The organism is Granulicella sp. dw_53 (assembly GCF_018449545.1).
Lineage (GTDB): Bacteria > Acidobacteriota > Terriglobia > Terriglobales > Acidobacteriaceae > Edaphobacter.
On sequence record NZ_JAAVUR010000007.1, the window covers coordinates 77,359 to 94,505 of the forward strand.

Here is a 17,147-nt window from a genome sequence, read left to right on the forward strand (position 1 = left end):
GGCGCCGGTTGATCCTTCCAGCGGAAGCCTCGTGAAGCCGGCGAACGCTGACGACGGACGCGCCGCTGATATCGAGAACCGTCTCAACGCCGTTACCAATACCTTGAATCAAACCCAACAGTTACTGGAACAGTCGATGCAGGAGATCCGGAGACTGCGAGGCGAGCTTGAGACATTGCGTTCGCAGGCGTCGACCAAACCTTCGTTCTCCGGAGTCGCGAACCCGGGGACGCTGGGCGCTGAGCCTGCTTCCGCAGCCAGTAGCAGCGTGTCGACCAAGGAAGACATGGAAGCACTCCATGAAGAGCAGGACGCGCTCCAAGCCGAAATTAAACAGCACGAACAGACGAAGGTAGAGACCACCTCGAAGTACCCTGTCCGCATCAGTGGGCTTGTGTTATTCAATGCCTTCTCCAATGCGGGGGTGGTGGACGATGCGGAACTACCGGTTCTCGCCTTGCCGCGGAATCCTGGCTCTTCCCACGGAAGTTCGGGCGCCAGCTTGCGACAGACTTTACTGGCTTTAGAAGCGACCGGTCCAAGGATCGGTGGGGCCCGGAGTGCAGCGGAGGTAAGCATCGATTTCTTTGGCGGAGTTTCGTCCAATACCTATGGCTACAGCAACTCCCAGGGTTCGGTGCGTATGCGTCAGTCGAAGGTCAGTTTGGATTGGGACAAGACCACCGCGGAGGCAGGCTACACCGTCCCTCTCTTCTCTCCGTTGTCGCCGACTTCCTACACTACAGTGGCGCAACCTGCACTCAGCGGCTCCGGAAATCTGTGGATGTGGTCTCCACAGATCCGGGTGGAACAGCGTATTCCGTTGTCCGACAGGAGCAGGGTTGGACTTGAGGCCGGATTGATCTCACCTCCGTCGCCAAACTACGTCTCGACTCAACTGGATACCCCAGTTGAAGCTTCGCGTCGTCCCGGTTACGAGGGACGAGTCTCTTATCGTGTAGACAGTAAGGCAGGCACAGTATCCAGGCCGTTTGTCTTGGGCATTGGAGCTTACTCAGCCAGCCAGTTTTACCATAGCTCCACGCAGATTCACTCGTGGGCCGTTACTGCCGATTGGCAGATACCTCTTAGCCAACACCTGGAGCTTAGCGGCGAAGCCTATCGCGGACGCGCTCTCGGCGGCTTCGGAGGCAGCACCTACAAAGACGTCTTAACTGGGACCGATCCAGTGAGCGGAGCTAACCGTACTGTAGGGCTCGACAGTGTAGGAGGTTGGAGCCAACTAAAGGTGCGTTTCACCCCGAGCCTGGAAGCCAACGGAATGTTCGGAATGGATAACGCCTTCGCCAGCAACTTCGACAGTCTGGTTTTATCGACGACCGACAATCCATTACAGCTTTATGCAAGAAACCAATCTGTGGTTGGTAACCTTATTTTTCGTCCCAAGACTTATCTGATCTTTTCGCCCGAGTATCGACGGATCAAGAGTTGGCGCTACACTGGCCCAGCCAATGTAGCCGACATCTTCAGTCTCTCCGCGGGCTTTCAGTTTTGATTCGGGCCGAACTTTCGCCGTTGAGCGCTCAACGAAGAGCGCGCCGAAGGGAATGATGAAGCTAGTTAGAAACAGTATCGGCTTTGGGCTTATCGCTTTGGCGATGACTGCTCCGGCTTGGTCGCAGACGGTTGACGTTACTGCCCAGGTCGAGATCAACGGTCAATCGAATCATGCCTCTGCGAAGTCCGCTGCAGCCGGAGACGTCGTCATCTGGCTGACTCCGACCAAAAGAAATGTCGCTGCAGTGGCCGTCAAGAGTAGCCAGGGATATACCTTGGTCCAAAAGAATAAGATGTTTACACCTCATCTGCTGGTCGTTCCGACTGGCAGCAGCATAGACTTCCCCAACCTCGATCCTTTCTTCCACAATGTTTTCTCTCTCTTCAATGGAAAGAGATTTGATCTAGGTCTCTACGAGGCCCATAGCCATCGGGCCGTCGAGTTCGACCGGGACGGCATCTCGTATATCTTCTGCAACATTCATCCCGAGATGGGTGCAGTCGTCATTACGTTGAGCACGCCTTACTACGGAGTCTCCAAGGCCGACGGGGCTGTGGTGATCCATAACGTTCCCGCCGGCAACTATCAGCTGAATGTGTGGGCGGAGAACGCGTCGAACGATACGCTCAACGCGCTTGGCCGATCGATTGACATTGGCCCACAAAATACTCAGCTTGGAGTCCTTTACGTAAAGACGACTCGCGATCTGATGAAGCAACATAAAAACAAGTTTGGCGAGGAGTATCCGCCAACCGCCAAAGATCCTTACTAGGCTTTCAAGAGTCTGACCTATTTTGCCTCCAGGGGTTTTCTGGCGAAGTAGTAGAGGCTATAGGCCAATAGGGCGAACATGACGATGCTGATCCAGTCGTGATGGAAGGGGTTGTGATCGCTGAAGCGGGGAAAGTCTCTTTCGGTGGCGGCTTCGTAGAGCTTGATGCAGACACCAAGGAGCCCGACGATTCCTCCAGCGGCGATGAGGCCGGAGGCGTAGAGGCTTCCCGGAGAGATCTCTTCCGATTCGAGGGCCAGGACTTCCTCGGGCCGTGTTTCGCCCTCGGGCAAGAGCTGTAAATCTCTCGCTTCACTTAGGGCTATGGCTTCTTTGGCGCGTTGGTGAAGCATGGCGCGGTCGACCATCCAGCGCATCACTCCGCCGACGAAGATGGCCAGGGTGGTGGCGATGGAGAGGTAGGCCCCTACGGCGAAGGTGAGGGAGCGTACGCCGAGGAGCTCGACGACGATGACCAACGCGACTCCAAGAAGAACCAGGGCCCAGGGAAGCTTCTGGGTGAGGATGCCATTGATGACGGTAGCCATGAGCTTGCCCTGGGGTGCGGCGGCCTTCTCGGAGCCGATGCCCTGAATCCATTGAATCTCGATCTTGCCGGTAGCGGGGTTGAGGAGGTACTTGCCGTCAGGAAGCGTAGTGGAGCCGATAGCGTTGAGCAGGGTGTAGTCGTGGCCGTTGGTGATCTGTTCTTTGCTGGTACTGGCTTCTGTGGATCCCACCCTTGCCGGTAGCGCTGGCAAGGATGGGGCACCCGGGCTTTGGCTGTTTGTATTTTCGGTGGGTAGGTTTTTTGAGGTGAGGGCGAAGTGGTCGCGGGAGAAGGGGCCTTTGTTCTGGACGCCGTCGGCGTAGATGTTGGAGGAGATGGCGATGGGGGTGGGGAGACGCTCGAAGGATTCGAGGCCGCTGTTCATGGCGTTGAGGGTGGCTCCGATGGAGAAGACAGAGATGATGACTCCGGCCATGACTGCGGCTTGCTGCTTCCAGGGAGTGGCTCCAATGATGTAGCCGGTCTTGAGGTCTTGCGAGGTGTCTCCGGCGTTGGAGGCGGCGATGCAGACGATACCGCCGACGGTGATGGCGAGGGCTCCGAAGGCGGGTGCGGTCCAGCCGCGGACGAGGAAGATGGCGGCGGTGGCCATGAGGGTGGCGATGGTCATTCCGGAGACGGGGCTGGCAGAGCTGCCGACGATGCCGACGATGCGTGCGGAGACGGTGACGAAGAGGAATCCGAAGACGACGACGAGAAGCGCGGCGGCGATATTGGCGAACAGGCCGACCTGAGCTCCGGGGACGGGGTGGAACTGGAGGAAGGCGACCATCAGCACGACGAGGAGGACGGAGCCGCCAGCGACTACGGACATGGGAAGGTCGTGGGCGGTGCGAAGGACACCGGTCTCCGCGATGGCGGCTTTGGATTTCTTGCCCATCTGCTTGAAGCCCTGGGTGAGGGCTCCGACGATGGTGGGGGCGGTGCGGAGGAGGGTGATGAGGCCGCTGCAGGCGACGGCTCCGGCTCCCATGGGGCGGACGTAAGTCTTCCAGAGGTCGGAGGGGCTCATGTTGGCGATGAGGGTGGTGCCAGGGTAGAGCGGGGCGGAGAGGTGCGATCCAAAGAAGTAGATGGCGGGCATGAGGACCAGCCAGGAGAAGACTCCGCCGGCGAACATGATGGCGGCGACGCGGACGCCGATGATGTAGCCGACGCCGAGGTACTCAGGGGTGCAGTCGGCGCGGACGGCTCCGCCTTTGAGGAGGTGCTGGGCTCCGATGGAGGGTTGCCAGTTGGGGGTGGAGGGCCAGAGGCCGAAGATGTTGTCGTTCTGGAAGAGGGTGTAGAGGCCGCCGAGTCCGAGGCCGAGGAAGACGCGGGAGGCGAAGGAGCCGCCGCGCTCGCCAGCTTCTAGGACGTCGGCGCAGGCGGTGCCTTCGGGGTAGATGAGGGTGCCGTGCTCCTCGACGATGAGCTGGCGGCGAAGGGGGATCATGAAGAGGACGCCGATCCAGCCGCCGAAGAGTGCGAGAGCGAAGATGCGGGTGGACTCGAGATCGAAGCCGAGGAAGATGAGCGCCGGAAGGGTGAAGATGACTCCGGCAGCGACGGACTGGCCGGCGTTGCCGACGGTCTGGACGATGTTGTTCTCGAGGATGGAGGCTTTGCCGAAGGCCCGGAGGATGGATATGGAGAGGACGGAGATGGGAATGGAGGCAGCGACGGTGAGTCCGGCGCGGAGGCCGACGTAGACGGTGACGGCTCCGAAGAGGACGGCGAAGAGGCCGCCGAGGATGAGGGCGCGAAGGGTGAATTCGGGGCGGGAGTCGGAGGCGGGAACGAAGGGGGTGAAGTGGGCTGGGGCTGGCATGTCTTGGCGCGTCTCCGCTGGTTCTCTGGTGGTGTAGGTGATGCGGCTGTACTGAGCTTGGGGGGAAGTGTAACAGCGGATGTGGAGTTAGAGGCGCCGCGTGCGTTGGATGTTGGTTCTGTGGCTGGGTAGGGGCTCGGCGCAGCTACGTTTTGTAACACTCTATTCATAATCTGTAATACTCTGGGTCTGTCCCCCGGCGACCTCCTGGGGTGGTACCCCCCTGGGGGTATTTGGGCGTAAGCGGTTTGGAATGAGCGGCTTGAAGGGCGTGACTCCTTGCAAGCGAAAGATTCTAAAACACTTGTGTCCAAATATGTCAGCCAGCGTGACTTACGAGTTTCGAGTTTTTTTGACTCCTTTCGGGCTTTTCGCCATGAAAAACCCCTTGCCGCATAGGCAAAGGGCTTTTGTTTCGATCTCTACTTCCATTCTAGGGAATTGGCAAAAACTAAAGTGCCACTTGTATGTTGTTGATTTGATTTTAGTTGGTTGATTTTGGGGCTTGACATGCGATTTTGCTGAGGTTTTTGCGGATTTTTTTAACGTCCCCTCGATCCTGCGCCGTGTCGATGGAAGTAGGTCGTAGATGCGTTTGGTTCGGAGTGAGATAACGGGTCGCGGTTCGGGGGATGCTGCCGGCGTGGGGCGGCGGCGCGATTTGGTGGACCTTGGTGTGGGGTATGGACTGATTCTGGGGATGGTATGGACTCCTCATCCGTGGCAGGAGATCTTGTACTTTACGGCGCTGGCGTGGGTCGTGGCATCGACGTGGGTCTCGTTTGCGGGCTGGAAGGTGCTGGGGCTGGGGAGCTCTGGGCGGGTGGGTTCGGAGGGGCTGCGTTCGCTCTGGGTGATTGGTGGGGCGCTAGTGGTGGCGCTGGGTGCTGTGTTGGTGGCCGCGCGGATGGATACTTTGAACCGGCCGCATGGGACCTGGCTGTTTGTGAAGACCTTCTGGGGCTATACGGTGTGGTCTTTTCTGCAGCAATTTTTGTTGCAGGATTTTGTGCTGCTGCGTCTGCTACGTCTGCTGCCGAGCAAGCGGATGGCGGTGCTGGTGGCGGCGGGGATGTTCGCGATGGCGCATCTGCCGAGTCCTATCCTGACGGCGTTGACGCTGGTGTGGGGCGGGGTAGCTTGCTGGCTCTTTCTGCGGCAGCGGAATGTGTATGCGTTGGGAATGGCGCATGCAATTCTAGGGGTTTGTCTGGCTATGGTGGTGCCGGGGCATGTCGATCGGGATATGAGGGTTGGGTTGGGGTATCTGCGGTCTTATCCGGGAGGGCAGGGGCCTTTGATTCGGAGTGCTCCGGCGGATGTTTGGGTGATGGCGGATGAGCCGCTGGGGCGGCGTTGAGGGGGCGAAAATCGCTCATCCGTTGCCAAATGGCTACTTTCTCGGTACGGAGATATCGTCTACTACTCTGTATCCGGGACTTTAGGCCGAACTGAGGGCCAGCGATGGATTCGATCGAGGAGTTGGCAGATGACTTCGTGACGAGCGATCCTTTGCTACCTTAACTTCCTGCATGGGGAACAGCATTTGCAGCTTCGTTTGGGGCTGGATTGGGTTTTTTCGTCCCACCCTTCGCGAGAGACAGAGGCGCGAAGGATGGGGCACCCGAGCCTTTGTTCCTTGGGGAGGAAGGCGGTCGGGCTTTGCCCGATACCCCACCCTCTTTGCGATGAGACTGCAAAAAGGATGGGGCACCCGCTTTTGTGCTGCTTCGTTTGGTGCTGGGGAGGGTATGGGAGAGAAGGTCTGTTCAGGCTTTCTATTTGACCCGTTGAAGCATTGTGACGGGGATGGAGCCGTCTGGCCTTGCGGTCACTTTCCAACTCAGTTCGTCGCCTTCCAACTTATAAGGGCGTACCTGCGTGGTTTCGTCCAAGTTGGGAAAGGAGGCGCGGTCGACGTGGAAGATGATGGTTCCTTTGGCAGGGTCGACCGTATAGCGGCCGAAGTGGACGCTCATGCTCAGTGAGGCTTCTCTGTATTCTTCCGGAGTTCCTTTGGCCCTGTCGCCAGAGGCGAAGGGGTGGCGATCTGCGCGGTAGATTTCTACTATGTAGTGGCCGTCGGCGGTGAAGACGGCGAGTCCGTGGGGGCTGACGCCGTAATCGGGTACACGGGTGCCGTTGGGGAGGATCTTGTCGGCAGCAGTGAGCGTCCATGTGCCGATGATGGACGGGGTCTGCGCGGAGGCTGAGAGCGCGCTGGCGAACAGAGAGGCCAGAAGAAAGATACGTTTGATCATGCTGCCAAAGGTAGCAACGTTACTGCTTCGGCACAATTTGATTGTTCTCACCTGATTGGTGAGTGTGGCTTATGCTTTCTGACTGTGTTCAGTGAGTTGAGCAGCGGCTTGTCTGGGTGTTTTGCGAGGAGCCTTTGATTTCTGACTGGCTACTTTCTGACCGGCTACTTTCTTGCTTACTAATGGCAAGGATGCGAGGGCCGTTGTGAGAAGGGATGCCATGCGCTCTGTGGCGACGCCACTGGATTGGGCGTTGCGATGGAGTGTAACGGGCAGGAATCCTAGCGAAGGAAGATTGTGCAGCGATCCGGCAGAGACCAGGCCGTCGGGCAGGTTCATGACGGTGCGCGCCGTTATGCCGAGGCCGCCGAGCAGAGCGGCCCACAGGCCGTCCAGGCTGGGGCTGTTGGCCGCGATGCGGTGCGGTTTGTTTGTAGCTTCAAGGTGATGGATGGCGCATTTGCGGAAGGCGCACTGAGGACCGAGCACGGCGAGGGGCAAGGGCTCATCGGGCGATGGCGTGAAGGTGGAGGAGGCGATCCAAACGAGTTCCAGTTCGCCTACCTTCTGCGCTGAGCTGCGGTCTTCGTGGCCGATGACGACGGCGAGGTCGATCTGAGATTTCTCGACCGCGTCGGCGAGGGCAGCGTTGCCTTCGATGCGGAGCTCAATCTGCATGCGCGGGTAGAGCAAGGCGAAGTGTGAGAGGACCGAAGGCAGGATGGGGGCGAAGTCCTGCGGGCAGCCGATCCGGATATGTCCTGCGAGGTTTGCGCCCTGCATGGTGTCGAGAAGTTCATCGTTGAGTGCGAGCATGCGGCGGGCGTAGGTGAGGGCGACCTCGCCGGCTTCGGTCAGTGCAAGGCCGCGGCCATGTTTGCGAAAGAGGGGAGTCGCGAGGTCGTCTTGTAGACGCTTCATCTGCAGGCTGATGGCGGAGGGAGTGCGGCCCAGGCGCTCGGCGGCCTGGGCGAGGCCTCCGAGATCGTGGGCGACGGAGAGGGTGCGGAGGGTGTCGAGATCGAGGTTGGTTAGAGGTGACATGAAGTGTGGGTAGGGTGGTGGAACGATTCTATGCTCTTGGGTCTGCGGGTCTGTCTTGAGTGACAGATGCGGAACTAATTTTTTGTGGTGAGTAACGAGCTTATGGTTCGAGCGAATGGTTGGTGTACGTGGGAGGTTTGGGGTTTTGTGGGACTGTGGGTTTGGGAGAGGAGTGCGGTTGGGCTTTCGCACGATGCCTTACCCTATTGCGGTGAAACTGCAATAGGGTAAGGCACCCGGATTGTGCTGCTTCGTTTTGTGGCCGGGTAAGGGTTGTGGTTCCCACCTTTCGCTAGAGGCAAAGCCGCGAAGGATGGGGCACCGGGGCTTTGGTGATTGGGAAAGGAAGGCGGTCGTGCTTCGCACGATACCCCACCCTATTTGCGATGAAGCTGCAAAAAGGATGGGGCACCCGCGGTTGTGGCTCGATGGGTGGTTATTCGGATCTTAGGGCTTCGACTGGATCTACTCCGGCGGCGCGGCGGGCGGGCAGGTAGCTTGCCAGTGTGGCTGCGGTTGCGAGGATGAGTGGTACGGCGACGAAGGTCAGGGGGTCGAGGGGGCTGATGCCGAAGAGTAGTTTCTTCATGAGTTGCGTGAGGGTTGCGGCTGCTCCGAGGCCGATGGCTACGCCGACTGCGGTCAGGATGAGGGCGGAGCGAACGAACATCCATCGGAGGACGCTTTTTTGTGCGCCTAGTGCGAGGCGGATTCCTATTTCGCGGGTGCGCTGCGAGACGGTGTAGGAGATGACTCCGTAGATGCCGATGAGGCTTAGGGCGAGCGCCATGGTTCCGGCGATGGCCAGCATGACGAGGGTGAATGAGGTGCGTGCGAGCGACTGGCTGTAGAGCTCCTGCATGGTGTTCACGGAGGCGAGCGGCAGGCTTCCGTTGACTGACCAGACGGCCTGTTGCACCTGGCTGAGGAAGCTCTCGGTTCCGGCGCGGCTGCTGCGAATGGCAAATGTGACGAAGCGTGGGGCGCTGATGGTGGGCTTCTGCGCGTATGGATCGTTGAGCATCGCGGGCCAGTAGACGATGGCGGGGGCGTTCTCGTCGACGCCGTGCATGCGTACGTCTTCGACTACGCCGATGACCTCCTGCCAAGGCATGCTTGAGAACTGGCGGAGGCGCTTGCCGACGGCGGCGGAGGCCGAGCCCCAGGACTCGCGCGCAAAGTTCTCCGAGACGATTACCCTGGGCCGCAGGCCGTAGAGGTCTGTCCAGGTGAAGTCGCGGCCGGCGACGAGGCGCGTGCCCATGGAGGTGAAGTATGACGGCGAGACGTAGTTGAAGAGTCTGAGGGGCGGCTCTCCGGCTTCGTAGTTTTTTCCTTCTATGCGAATCTCGTCCCAGTTGGGATCGATGTTCTGCATGGGGACGGTGCCGGCGAAGCCGACGGAGGTGACTCCTGGAATGGCGGCGAGTTTGTCGGCGATGTTGTTCTGGAGGTGCGTGACCATTTGCGGATCGGAGACCAGCAGGTCTGGAATCCAGATGCGCATGGTTTGCAGGTGTTGGGGATCTGCGAAGCCGGGCTGGACGTTGCGGAGCGCGGCGAAGGTGCGAATCATAAGCAGGGCGCTTACCAGGAGAACGAGCGCCATAGCCACTTGCGCTACGACCAGCACGTTGCGCGAGCGAAGCCTGGCGTGGCCTGCGCTGGCGGTTCTGTTGGCACCTCCCATCATGGGGGCGTGCTGGGTTCGGGCGTATCTCAGGGCCGGTATGGATCCGAAGAGCAGACCGGAGAGGACCGAGAGAGCGAAGGTGAAGCCGAGGGCGCGTGCGTCGAGTGAGACTTCACTGAGGCGCGGCAGATTGGTGGGGCCTATGGCGACGAGAAGACGCAGGCTGGCGAAGGCTATTCCTATGGCGATGATGCCGCCCATGAGTCCGAGGGAGACGCTTTCGATGAGCAACTCGCGGGCGATGCGCATGCGGCCAGCGCCTAATGCGGATCGGATGGAGAGCTCCTGGTGGCGCGACTCGGCGCGGACGAGCAGGAGGTTGGCGACGTTTGTGCACGCGATCAGCATGACGAGTCCGACGGTCGCCATCACGACCCAGAGGACGCTATCGACTCCTCCGATGACCTTCTGCTTCAGGGAGCGAAAGCCGGGGGTGATTCGCCATCTCTCGTAGAAATGCGAGTTGCTGCCGGGGCCGTTCGACCAGGAGTCCATCCAGGCAGGGATCAGGCGCGCGATGTCGGCGTCGGCCTGGGAGAGTGGGATGCCGGGCTTGAGACGGCCGATTCCATCGTAGCCGAAGCCGGCGAGCTTTTGATTGCTGCGATCCAATGCCAACGGGATGAGGAGATCGAAGTCGCGATCGACAAGCCGGAAGCCGCGGGGCATGACGCCGACGATCTCTCTGGACTGCGCGTCGACCTGGATGGTGCGCCCGAGGACGCGGCGATCTCCGCCGAAGCGGTGCTGCCAGTAGCCGTAGCTGAGTACGACGCTCTTTCTGCCGTGGGGATCCTGATCGACTTGAGAGAGCCAACGGCCGGCGACGGGAGGCACTTGCAGGGTTTCGAGGATGCCGTCGCTGATCATCGCGGTTCGCACCTCTTCCGGTTCCGCTACACCGGTTACGCTGGCGGTGCTTGGGGTCCATATCCCCATCGACTGGAAGGTTCGATTGTGCTGAGAGAAGGTGAGGTACATCGAGGATGAGAGTTGGAGGCCGCTGGTAAAGTTGGCGAGACCTCCGGCGCCGGGGGCGTTGAGCCACAAGGCGACGAGCTGTTCTGAATCGGGGTAGGGCAGCGGCTTAAGAAGGACGCTGTTGACCACGCTGAAGACCGCGGTGTTAGCACCGATGCCGATGGCCAGCGTGAGAAGAACGGTTACGGCAAAGCCTGGTGATTTTCGCAGGCGGCGAAGGGTGAACTTCAGGTCGGCCAAGATGGATTCGAGTGCGGGCCACTGCCATACTTCGCGGCTGCGCTGCTCGAGGAGAGCGACGTTGCCGAATTCGCGCCGTGCGGTCCGCTCGGCTTGTGTGCGGGAGCTGCCGTCGGCCATTAGTTCGTCGACTCGGTGTTCGATGTGCTCCTGGATCGAGACGGAGATGTCGTCGTAGCGGCGGCCCCGTGAGAGTAGCTGAGCGAACCATGGCATGGTGGGTCTCCTATGTTTTGGCGACGGTGAGGACGCGGGTGATGCCGTCGAACATCTTTTCGAAGCTGATGACTTCTTTTTCGAGGTGACGGATGCCCGCGTCGGTAAGCCGGTAGATCCGGGTGGGGCGGCCCTTGGTGGAGGTTCCGGCCTCCGCTTCGAGCCAGCCTTCCTTGAGCATCCGCTGGAGCGCAGGGTAGAGAGAGCCTTCTTCCACCTGCAGCAGATCTTCGGAGACTTGCTTGATGTGTTTTACGAGTGCGTATCCGTGCATGGGTTTTAACCGCAGGGATTGGAGGATCATGACCTCGAGTGCTCCGGGGAAGAGATCGCGATGTTCGGGATTCTTTGCCATGTGGGGATTGTAAGCCTGGAATACCTATTTTAGGAATAGGTATTTTTAGTTTTTGGGGAGACGAGCTTTGGGCTGGGGAGAGCGTAGATCCCACCCTTCGCGAGAGACAAAGACGCGAAGGATGGGGCACCCGGGCTTTGGTGGTTGGGAGGGGGAAACGGTCGGGCTTTGTGAGGCTGAGATAAGGAGTGCGGTCGTGCTTCGCACGATACCCCACCCTATTATTTGCGATGAAGCTGCAAAAAGGATGGGGCACCCGCAGTGTGCTGCTCCGTAATTTGGTTGGGCTTTAGGGGCTAGGGGTGGGGTGGAGTTTGCCGATGCGGCCGTTGGGGCCTACGACGAAGGGGAGGGAGAGGGCGTTCCAGTTTTTGTCGGCGTCGGGTGGGTCGGAGGCGGTGGGGGTGAGGGGTTTCCAGTTGTGGCCGGCGTCGGTGGAGATGTCCGTGCCGTTGGGGCCTACGGTGATCCAGGCTTTGGAGGCGGAGTCGTAGGCGACGGAGGAGCGGTAGCCGTGGGGCGGGGTTTCGGATGGCTGCCACTTCTGATGGTCTCCAAGGAACCATGCTGTGTCCTGGGGGTCGTCGGGAAGCTTGTAGTTGCCTCCGACGATGACGGTCTGTTGGTGTTGGCTATCCGGGGTGTCGTGGGCTATTGAGAAGGCTCCGGCGCTCTCGCCGGTCTTGTGGATGGGGAGTGGATCGACCTGCCAGCCCCGAGGGGTGTGGTGGAGGGAGCCTGCTCCGTTGAGGACGTAGAGAGGGCCGGGGGTGTTGGTATCGTTTGGGGCGACCCAGAAGGTGTAAATGTGGGGTCCGGTTGGTCCTCCGGTGACGAAGATCCGGTCGATGAGACCGTTGAGTGTGAGGGAGGAGTTGCTGGCGGCGAAGATGGACTCGCCCTGGGGTATATCGCCCGATCGGCCGAGTTGGCGCTCCCAGTGTTCGCCGCAGTCGTAGGTGAGGAGGATGACGAACTGACGGTGGACTGGATCGCCGAGGAGGACTCCGAAGCAGGGGTTGTGGGGTGGGTAGTCTGCTTTTGTAACTGAGGCGGAGTCGAATCGGATCGCGTCCCAGAAGCCGTCTTTGTCGGGGTTGGACAGGACCAGCCGCCAGGTCTTGCAGGCGTCGGTGGTCTTGTAGAGGCGGGAGAGGTTTCCTTTGCCGGAGGACATGACGATGGCGGTGTTCCGGTCGAAGGCGTGGATGCCGCGGAGGTCGAGTTGTTCGGCCTCGGGTGGTTTGGTGCAGGCTTGCCATGTGGCTCCGTCGTCGGTGGTGCGGAGGACGGTGCCGTTGGTTCCGCTGGCCCAGGCTACGCCTGCTCCGAGGGAGTGGATGCCGCGGAGGCTGGCGGTGGTGTGGGAGTCCTGTATCTTCCACTGGGCGCTCGCACGTAGGGAGGGCGCGAGGGTCGCGGTGAGGAGGAGGAGGATGGTGGCGGGGGTGCTCATTGGGAGCAGTGTATTTGGTTCTGGACGGGAAGCGTAACGGCGTAACGGTGATTCTTGGGATAAAGGCTGATAAGAGCTGATTCTTCTTTTCTTTTGGGTTTCCTTGTTTTCTTGCTTTGCGATCTCTGTCTTCTGTGGTGCTGTTGGTTAAGGGGTTGGTGAGTTTGGGGTGGGGTTGGAGGCTTGTTGGCCCAGGTTGGCGTCGGCGGTGCCGATGCGGCCGGAGGCGGTGACTCGGACGACGAAGCGGGCGCGGGTGGCTTTGGGGTCGTGATCGAGGTTGAAGACGAGATTGACGGCACGTTCGAGGCGGCCGGTGGGTGGGACGTCGGTGGAGGCGTTGACCTTGATGGATCTGGCGATGCGCTTGAGCTCTTTGCCCTTCTTGTCGAAGGTTGTGGCCATGACGATGACGTCTGCGTGGCGAGGCTCGGTGTCGGTGGCGAAGCTCCAGACCAGGCCGCGGGCGTCGACGTGGATGGTGAAGGAGTCGGGGTTGGTGGGAGAGGCGGTGAGGGTGAGGGGGACGCCGTCGTAGGTCATGGTGCTGGACTCGGCGTTCATGAGGTCGAAGGCGAGGCGGCGGGAGGGTTTGGTGGGATCGACGAAGGCTGGGGGCGTCTGGACGTAGTAGCCCTCGCGGGTGGTGGCGGTGAGGCCGGGCCGGTTGAGGGTGACCTGGATTCTGCGGAACTTCTTCGGGTCGAGGTTGGTGTTGGTGGGCCGGTAGGTGAGGGTGTAGAAGCTTGATCCGTCGCGGACGCCGGTGGCGATCTCGGCGTCGACGTCGTTGCGGCCGTAGAGGGCTTTGCCTCCGGTGGCTTTGGCAAGGCGGCTGAACTGATAGTTGCCGCCGAAGGGATCGATGAACTCAGCGTCGCTGCCGTAGGTGTTGTTGACCTGGAGGCCTGCGGGATCGACGGAGTAGAGGGTGACGCGGGCGTCACGGAGCGCGTTGACGCACTGCTGGACGGCGTTTTCCACGCGAGAGGCGGCGTCGACCTGCAGGTTGACGAAGTTGAGCGAAGGAAAGCCACGGCCGATCCAGATCATGTTCTTGTGGCCGGGATGGCCTACGGTGGCCTGGGCGACGCGCATGAGGGTTGCAAAGGCGGTGGTGAAGCGCTCGGCGAGCCAGGCTCCCTGGTGGGTCTGCCAGGGGAAGGCGGCGAAGTGGTGGTCGAGGGCGTCGATGACGGCCTTCTTGTCCTGGGTGTAGTCGTGGAGGACGGTGAACTTCTGCAGGTCGACCGCGATGAGCATGGTGGGGGTGGAGAGCTTGTCGGGCTGCTTCTCCAGGAACTTCTTGAGGGAGTAGCGGGCGAAGGCCATGTCCTCGAAGCGGGTGTTGAACTCGTCGAGCAGGATGATGTTGACGGGCGCGCGAGGGACGAGGCGGTCGAGCTCGGCGGTGGAGTTGATGTTGATCTCAGGCGAGAGGGTGCGGCCGCCGGCGGCCTCGAAGTTGAGGACGGTCTGGGGTTCTTTGGCCTCGGTGACGGTGAAGTCGTCCTTCTTCAGGTCAGTCACGATGTTGCCCTTGGCGTCGGTGACGACGACGTCGAGGACGACGAGGCGGGCGGTGCGCTGCAGGGTCAGGGTGCCGTCGGGGCCGCGGGCCGGCTGTGCGGCGGGCGACGGTTGAGTGCCCTGTGCCACAGGTGCGGGTTGCGCCTGCGGCTCAGGCGCTTGAGAGAACGAGAAGCAGGGTGATGGGGCAAGGAAAGCCAGAAGCAGTGCGCAGGCGAGATCTTTTCTCATAGTTGTGGGAGAGTCTACAGCTACCAACCCTGGGGTCGAGGTGGTGTTGCTGCGGGAGTGGAAATATTTTTTGGGGGAGGTGGGGGTGGCCCGTTTTGGGCAGGATTGTTTTGGGGTTGGGAGAATTACGGCAGGTGCGGGTGCGGGTTCTTCGCTCAGGATGGCAATTGGGGTGTTAAAGAGTTTTGGCTGTGGGATGGTTGTGGTTCCCCAACCATCGGGCGATCAGGCGCCCTCAGGATGGGGCACGGCGGATTCAAGGAACAAGCGCAACGTGGGATATCTGTGACCAGTGTTTCACGAAGTCGAAGGCTCCTTGTGGGAGGAAGAGTTCTGCTGGGGCTTTCCATGCGAGGGTTTTTCTTGGTCTGGTGTTGAGTTTCCATGCGATGTCGTCGAGTTGCTCCTGGGAGAACAGGGACAGGTCGGTACCCTTGGGCAGGTATTGTCGGAGCAGGCCGTTGGTGTTTTCGCAGATGCCTCGCTCCCACGGGGCGTGGGGGTGGGCGAAGTAGACATCGACTCCTGTTTCTCTGGTCAGGGTCTTGTGATGTCTCATCTCCGAGCCCTGGTCATAGGTCATGGAGCGGCGCAGCTGACTGTCGAAGCGGTTGAGGATTTTGGTGAAGGCTTCGGCGGTCACATCGGCCCGGCTACTGTCCAGCTTGACCAGGGCGACGAACAGGGTGGTGCGTTCGACCAGAGTGCCGACCTGGGAGAGGCCACCGTCGAACGCGACCGCATCAGACCCGCAGCAATCGCTGCCGGTCTCATCCCCAACCCCAACTGCGTCTCAATCAACGCACGCTCAGACAACTCCAGATGAATATAACTTCCACGCATACGCAACCATCTCCTTTTTTGGAAATGTTGCACTTGTTCTTTGAATCCGCCCACCCGGGTTTTTGTGCTTGGGTTGGGGAGAACAACTGCAAGAACAGGCAACTGCAAGTGCAACCGCAGGTCTTTCGACTGCGCCCCTCGCGATGAGACTGCGAGGGGCTTCGCTCAAGATGACAAATTTGTGGGGTGCCCGGGTTTTGTGTGTGTCGCCAGGGCTGTGTGTGTGGCACTCGGAGATTGTGTGTGGTGCCCGGGTGATTGTGTGGGCTACACGGGTGATTGTGCGTTAGGGAAGGAAGGCGGTCGCGCTGCGCACGATACCCCACCCTATTGCGGTGAGACTGCAAAAGGGTGGGGCACCCGCGGTTGTGGCTCAATGATGGTTATTCGTGGTTGTGGCTCGATGGTGGTTATTCGCGGGTGACGGCTTTGACCAGGTTGCGGGGGCGGTCTACGTCGATGTTGCGGTTGATGGCGGTGAAGTAGGCGAGCATCTGGAGGGGGATGACCTCGAAGATGGGGGCGAGGTGTTCGAGGCAGGCGGGGATGAAGATGGTGTTGCGGGCGAGGGTGGGGATAGTGGTGTCGCCTTCGGTGGCGATGGCGAGGATCTCCGCGCCCTGTGCCTTCATGTCGCGGAGGAGGTTGACGGTCTTTTCGTAGCGGAAGAGGGAGTCGGGCGAGTGGGGGTCGCGGGTGGCGAGGGCGACGAGGGGGACGTTCTCGCTGAGGAGGGCGGCGGGGCCGTGTTTGAGCTCGCCGGTGGGGTAGGCCTCGGCCTGCATGTAGGCGGACTCTTTGAGCTTGAGGGCTCCCTCGCGGGCGATGGGGAAGTGGATGCTGCGGCCGAGGTAGAGGCAGGTCTCGGCGTTGGACATGGAGGCGGCGACGCGCTCGACCTCGCTCTCCCAGGTTGGGAGCCAGGTGGAGACGAGGTCAGGGAGGGTGAGTAGGTGTTGCAGGCGGGCGTTGACGGCGGCGTTGGTGAGACGGCCACGAGCGCGGGCGGCGAAGAGGGCGAGGAGATGCAGGACGAGGAGCTGGGTGGTGAAGCTCTTGGTGGCGGGGACGGCTTTTTCTATGCCCGCGCGGGTGGTGAGGGAGCAGTTGGCGAGCTGGGCCATGGTGGAGGTGGCGTGGTTGGTGATGGCGATGGTGGCGGCGTCGCGGAGGCGAGCTTCGCGGAGGGCCTCGAGGGTGTCGGCGGTCTCGCCGGACTGCGAGATGACGAGGACGCAGCGGGCGGAGGGTGTGTGGGTGGTGCGGTAGATGTACTCGCTGGCGTATTCGACGTCGACGGGGAGGCCGGCGAGCTCTTCAAAGAGGAACTTGCCGACGATTCCGGCGTGGCGGCTGGAGCCGCTGGCGGAGATGAGCATGGAGTGCTGACCGGCGAGGGAGTGGCGGGCGGCGAGGAAGGCGTCGTCGCGGAGGCCGGCGGAGTCGGTGAAGGCGGTGAGGGTCTCGGCGAGGGCGTTGGGTTGCTCGTAGATCTCGCGGAGCATGGCATGGGGGAAGATGCGGGGAGTAGTCATGGGCTTCTCTTCTTCTTTTTTCTATTAAGAGTCTCTGCAAACGGATGGGGCGAAGCGATACTTCGCTTCGCCCCAGTTTAGCTGTTT

Annotated in this window: 13 protein-coding genes; 3 read left to right on the plus strand and 10 right to left on the minus strand. The window is 60.7% G+C overall.

Translation table 11 applies throughout. The features are described 5' to 3' along the window. Positions 1 to 31: 31 nt before the first annotated feature. Positions 32 to 1,516 (plus strand): hypothetical protein, encoded by a 1,485-nt coding sequence (locus HB393_RS12330; protein WP_213805486.1) that lies wholly within the window; start codon positions 32 to 34, stop codon positions 1,514 to 1,516. Positions 1,517 to 1,568: 52 nt separating this feature from the next. Continuing rightward, positions 1,569 to 2,291, plus strand: a complete 723-nt coding sequence (locus HB393_RS12335) for a hypothetical protein (RefSeq protein ID WP_255551032.1) — start codon at positions 1,569 to 1,571, stop codon at positions 2,289 to 2,291. A 17-nt stretch (positions 2,292 to 2,308) separates the two neighbouring features. Here the strand turns inward: HB393_RS12335 and HB393_RS12340 are convergent, their stop codons facing one another. Then, positions 2,309 to 4,675, minus strand: coding sequence for an oligopeptide transporter, OPT family (locus HB393_RS12340; protein ID WP_213805487.1), 2,367 nt, complete (start codon positions 4,673 to 4,675; stop codon positions 2,309 to 2,311). 589 nt (positions 4,676 to 5,264) lie between these two features. Between HB393_RS12340 and HB393_RS12345 the strand changes: the two genes are divergently transcribed. After that, positions 5,265 to 6,035, plus strand: coding sequence for a CPBP family intramembrane glutamic endopeptidase (locus tag HB393_RS12345; RefSeq protein WP_213805488.1), 771 nt, complete (start codon positions 5,265 to 5,267; stop codon positions 6,033 to 6,035). 418 nt (positions 6,036 to 6,453) lie between these two features. On the opposite strand, the gene HB393_RS12350 is transcribed toward HB393_RS12345, so the two are convergent. The 9 genes from HB393_RS12350 to HB393_RS12390 form a co-directional block, all read right to left on the minus strand. Next, positions 6,454 to 6,936 (minus strand): lipocalin-like domain-containing protein, encoded by a 483-nt coding sequence (locus tag HB393_RS12350; protein WP_213805489.1) that lies wholly within the window; start codon positions 6,934 to 6,936, stop codon positions 6,454 to 6,456. Between the two features lie 69 nt (positions 6,937 to 7,005). Further along, positions 7,006 to 7,980, minus strand: coding sequence for a LysR substrate-binding domain-containing protein (locus HB393_RS12355; protein WP_213805490.1), 975 nt, complete (start codon positions 7,978 to 7,980; stop codon positions 7,006 to 7,008). A gap of 436 nt (positions 7,981 to 8,416) precedes the next feature. Then, a complete protein-coding gene (locus tag HB393_RS12360; RefSeq protein WP_213805491.1) occupies positions 8,417 to 11,110 on the minus strand; it encodes an ABC transporter permease in 2,694 nt (897 codons plus the stop codon). Between the two features lie 10 nt (positions 11,111 to 11,120). Further along, the gene (locus HB393_RS12365; protein ID WP_213805492.1) at positions 11,121 to 11,465 is read right to left on the minus strand and encodes a PadR family transcriptional regulator; all 345 of its coding nucleotides are present in this window, start codon (positions 11,463 to 11,465) and stop codon (positions 11,121 to 11,123) included. Between the two features lie 289 nt (positions 11,466 to 11,754). Beyond that, positions 11,755 to 12,921, minus strand: coding sequence for a hypothetical protein (locus tag HB393_RS12370; protein ID WP_213805493.1), 1,167 nt, complete (start codon positions 12,919 to 12,921; stop codon positions 11,755 to 11,757). 147 nt (positions 12,922 to 13,068) lie between these two features. Continuing rightward, entirely contained in the window at positions 13,069 to 14,682 is a 1,614-nt protein-coding gene (locus tag HB393_RS12375) for a VWA domain-containing protein (protein WP_213805494.1), read from the minus strand. A 256-nt stretch (positions 14,683 to 14,938) separates the two neighbouring features. Continuing rightward, positions 14,939 to 15,385 carry an IS30 family transposase gene (locus HB393_RS12380; RefSeq protein WP_345945191.1) on the minus strand — a complete coding sequence of 149 codons (447 nt, stop codon included), beginning with the start codon at positions 15,383 to 15,385 and terminating at the stop codon, positions 14,939 to 14,941. After that, on the minus strand, positions 15,322 to 15,525 hold the full coding sequence (locus tag HB393_RS12385) for a helix-turn-helix domain-containing protein (protein WP_213805495.1): 204 nt from the start codon (positions 15,523 to 15,525) through the stop codon (positions 15,322 to 15,324). Before HB393_RS12385 ends, HB393_RS12380 begins: the two co-directional genes overlap by 64 nt. A gap of 410 nt (positions 15,526 to 15,935) precedes the next feature. Continuing rightward, positions 15,936 to 17,060, minus strand: a complete 1,125-nt coding sequence (locus tag HB393_RS12390) for an SIS domain-containing protein (RefSeq protein ID WP_213805496.1) — start codon at positions 17,058 to 17,060, stop codon at positions 15,936 to 15,938. Positions 17,061 to 17,147 lie beyond the last annotated feature (87 nt).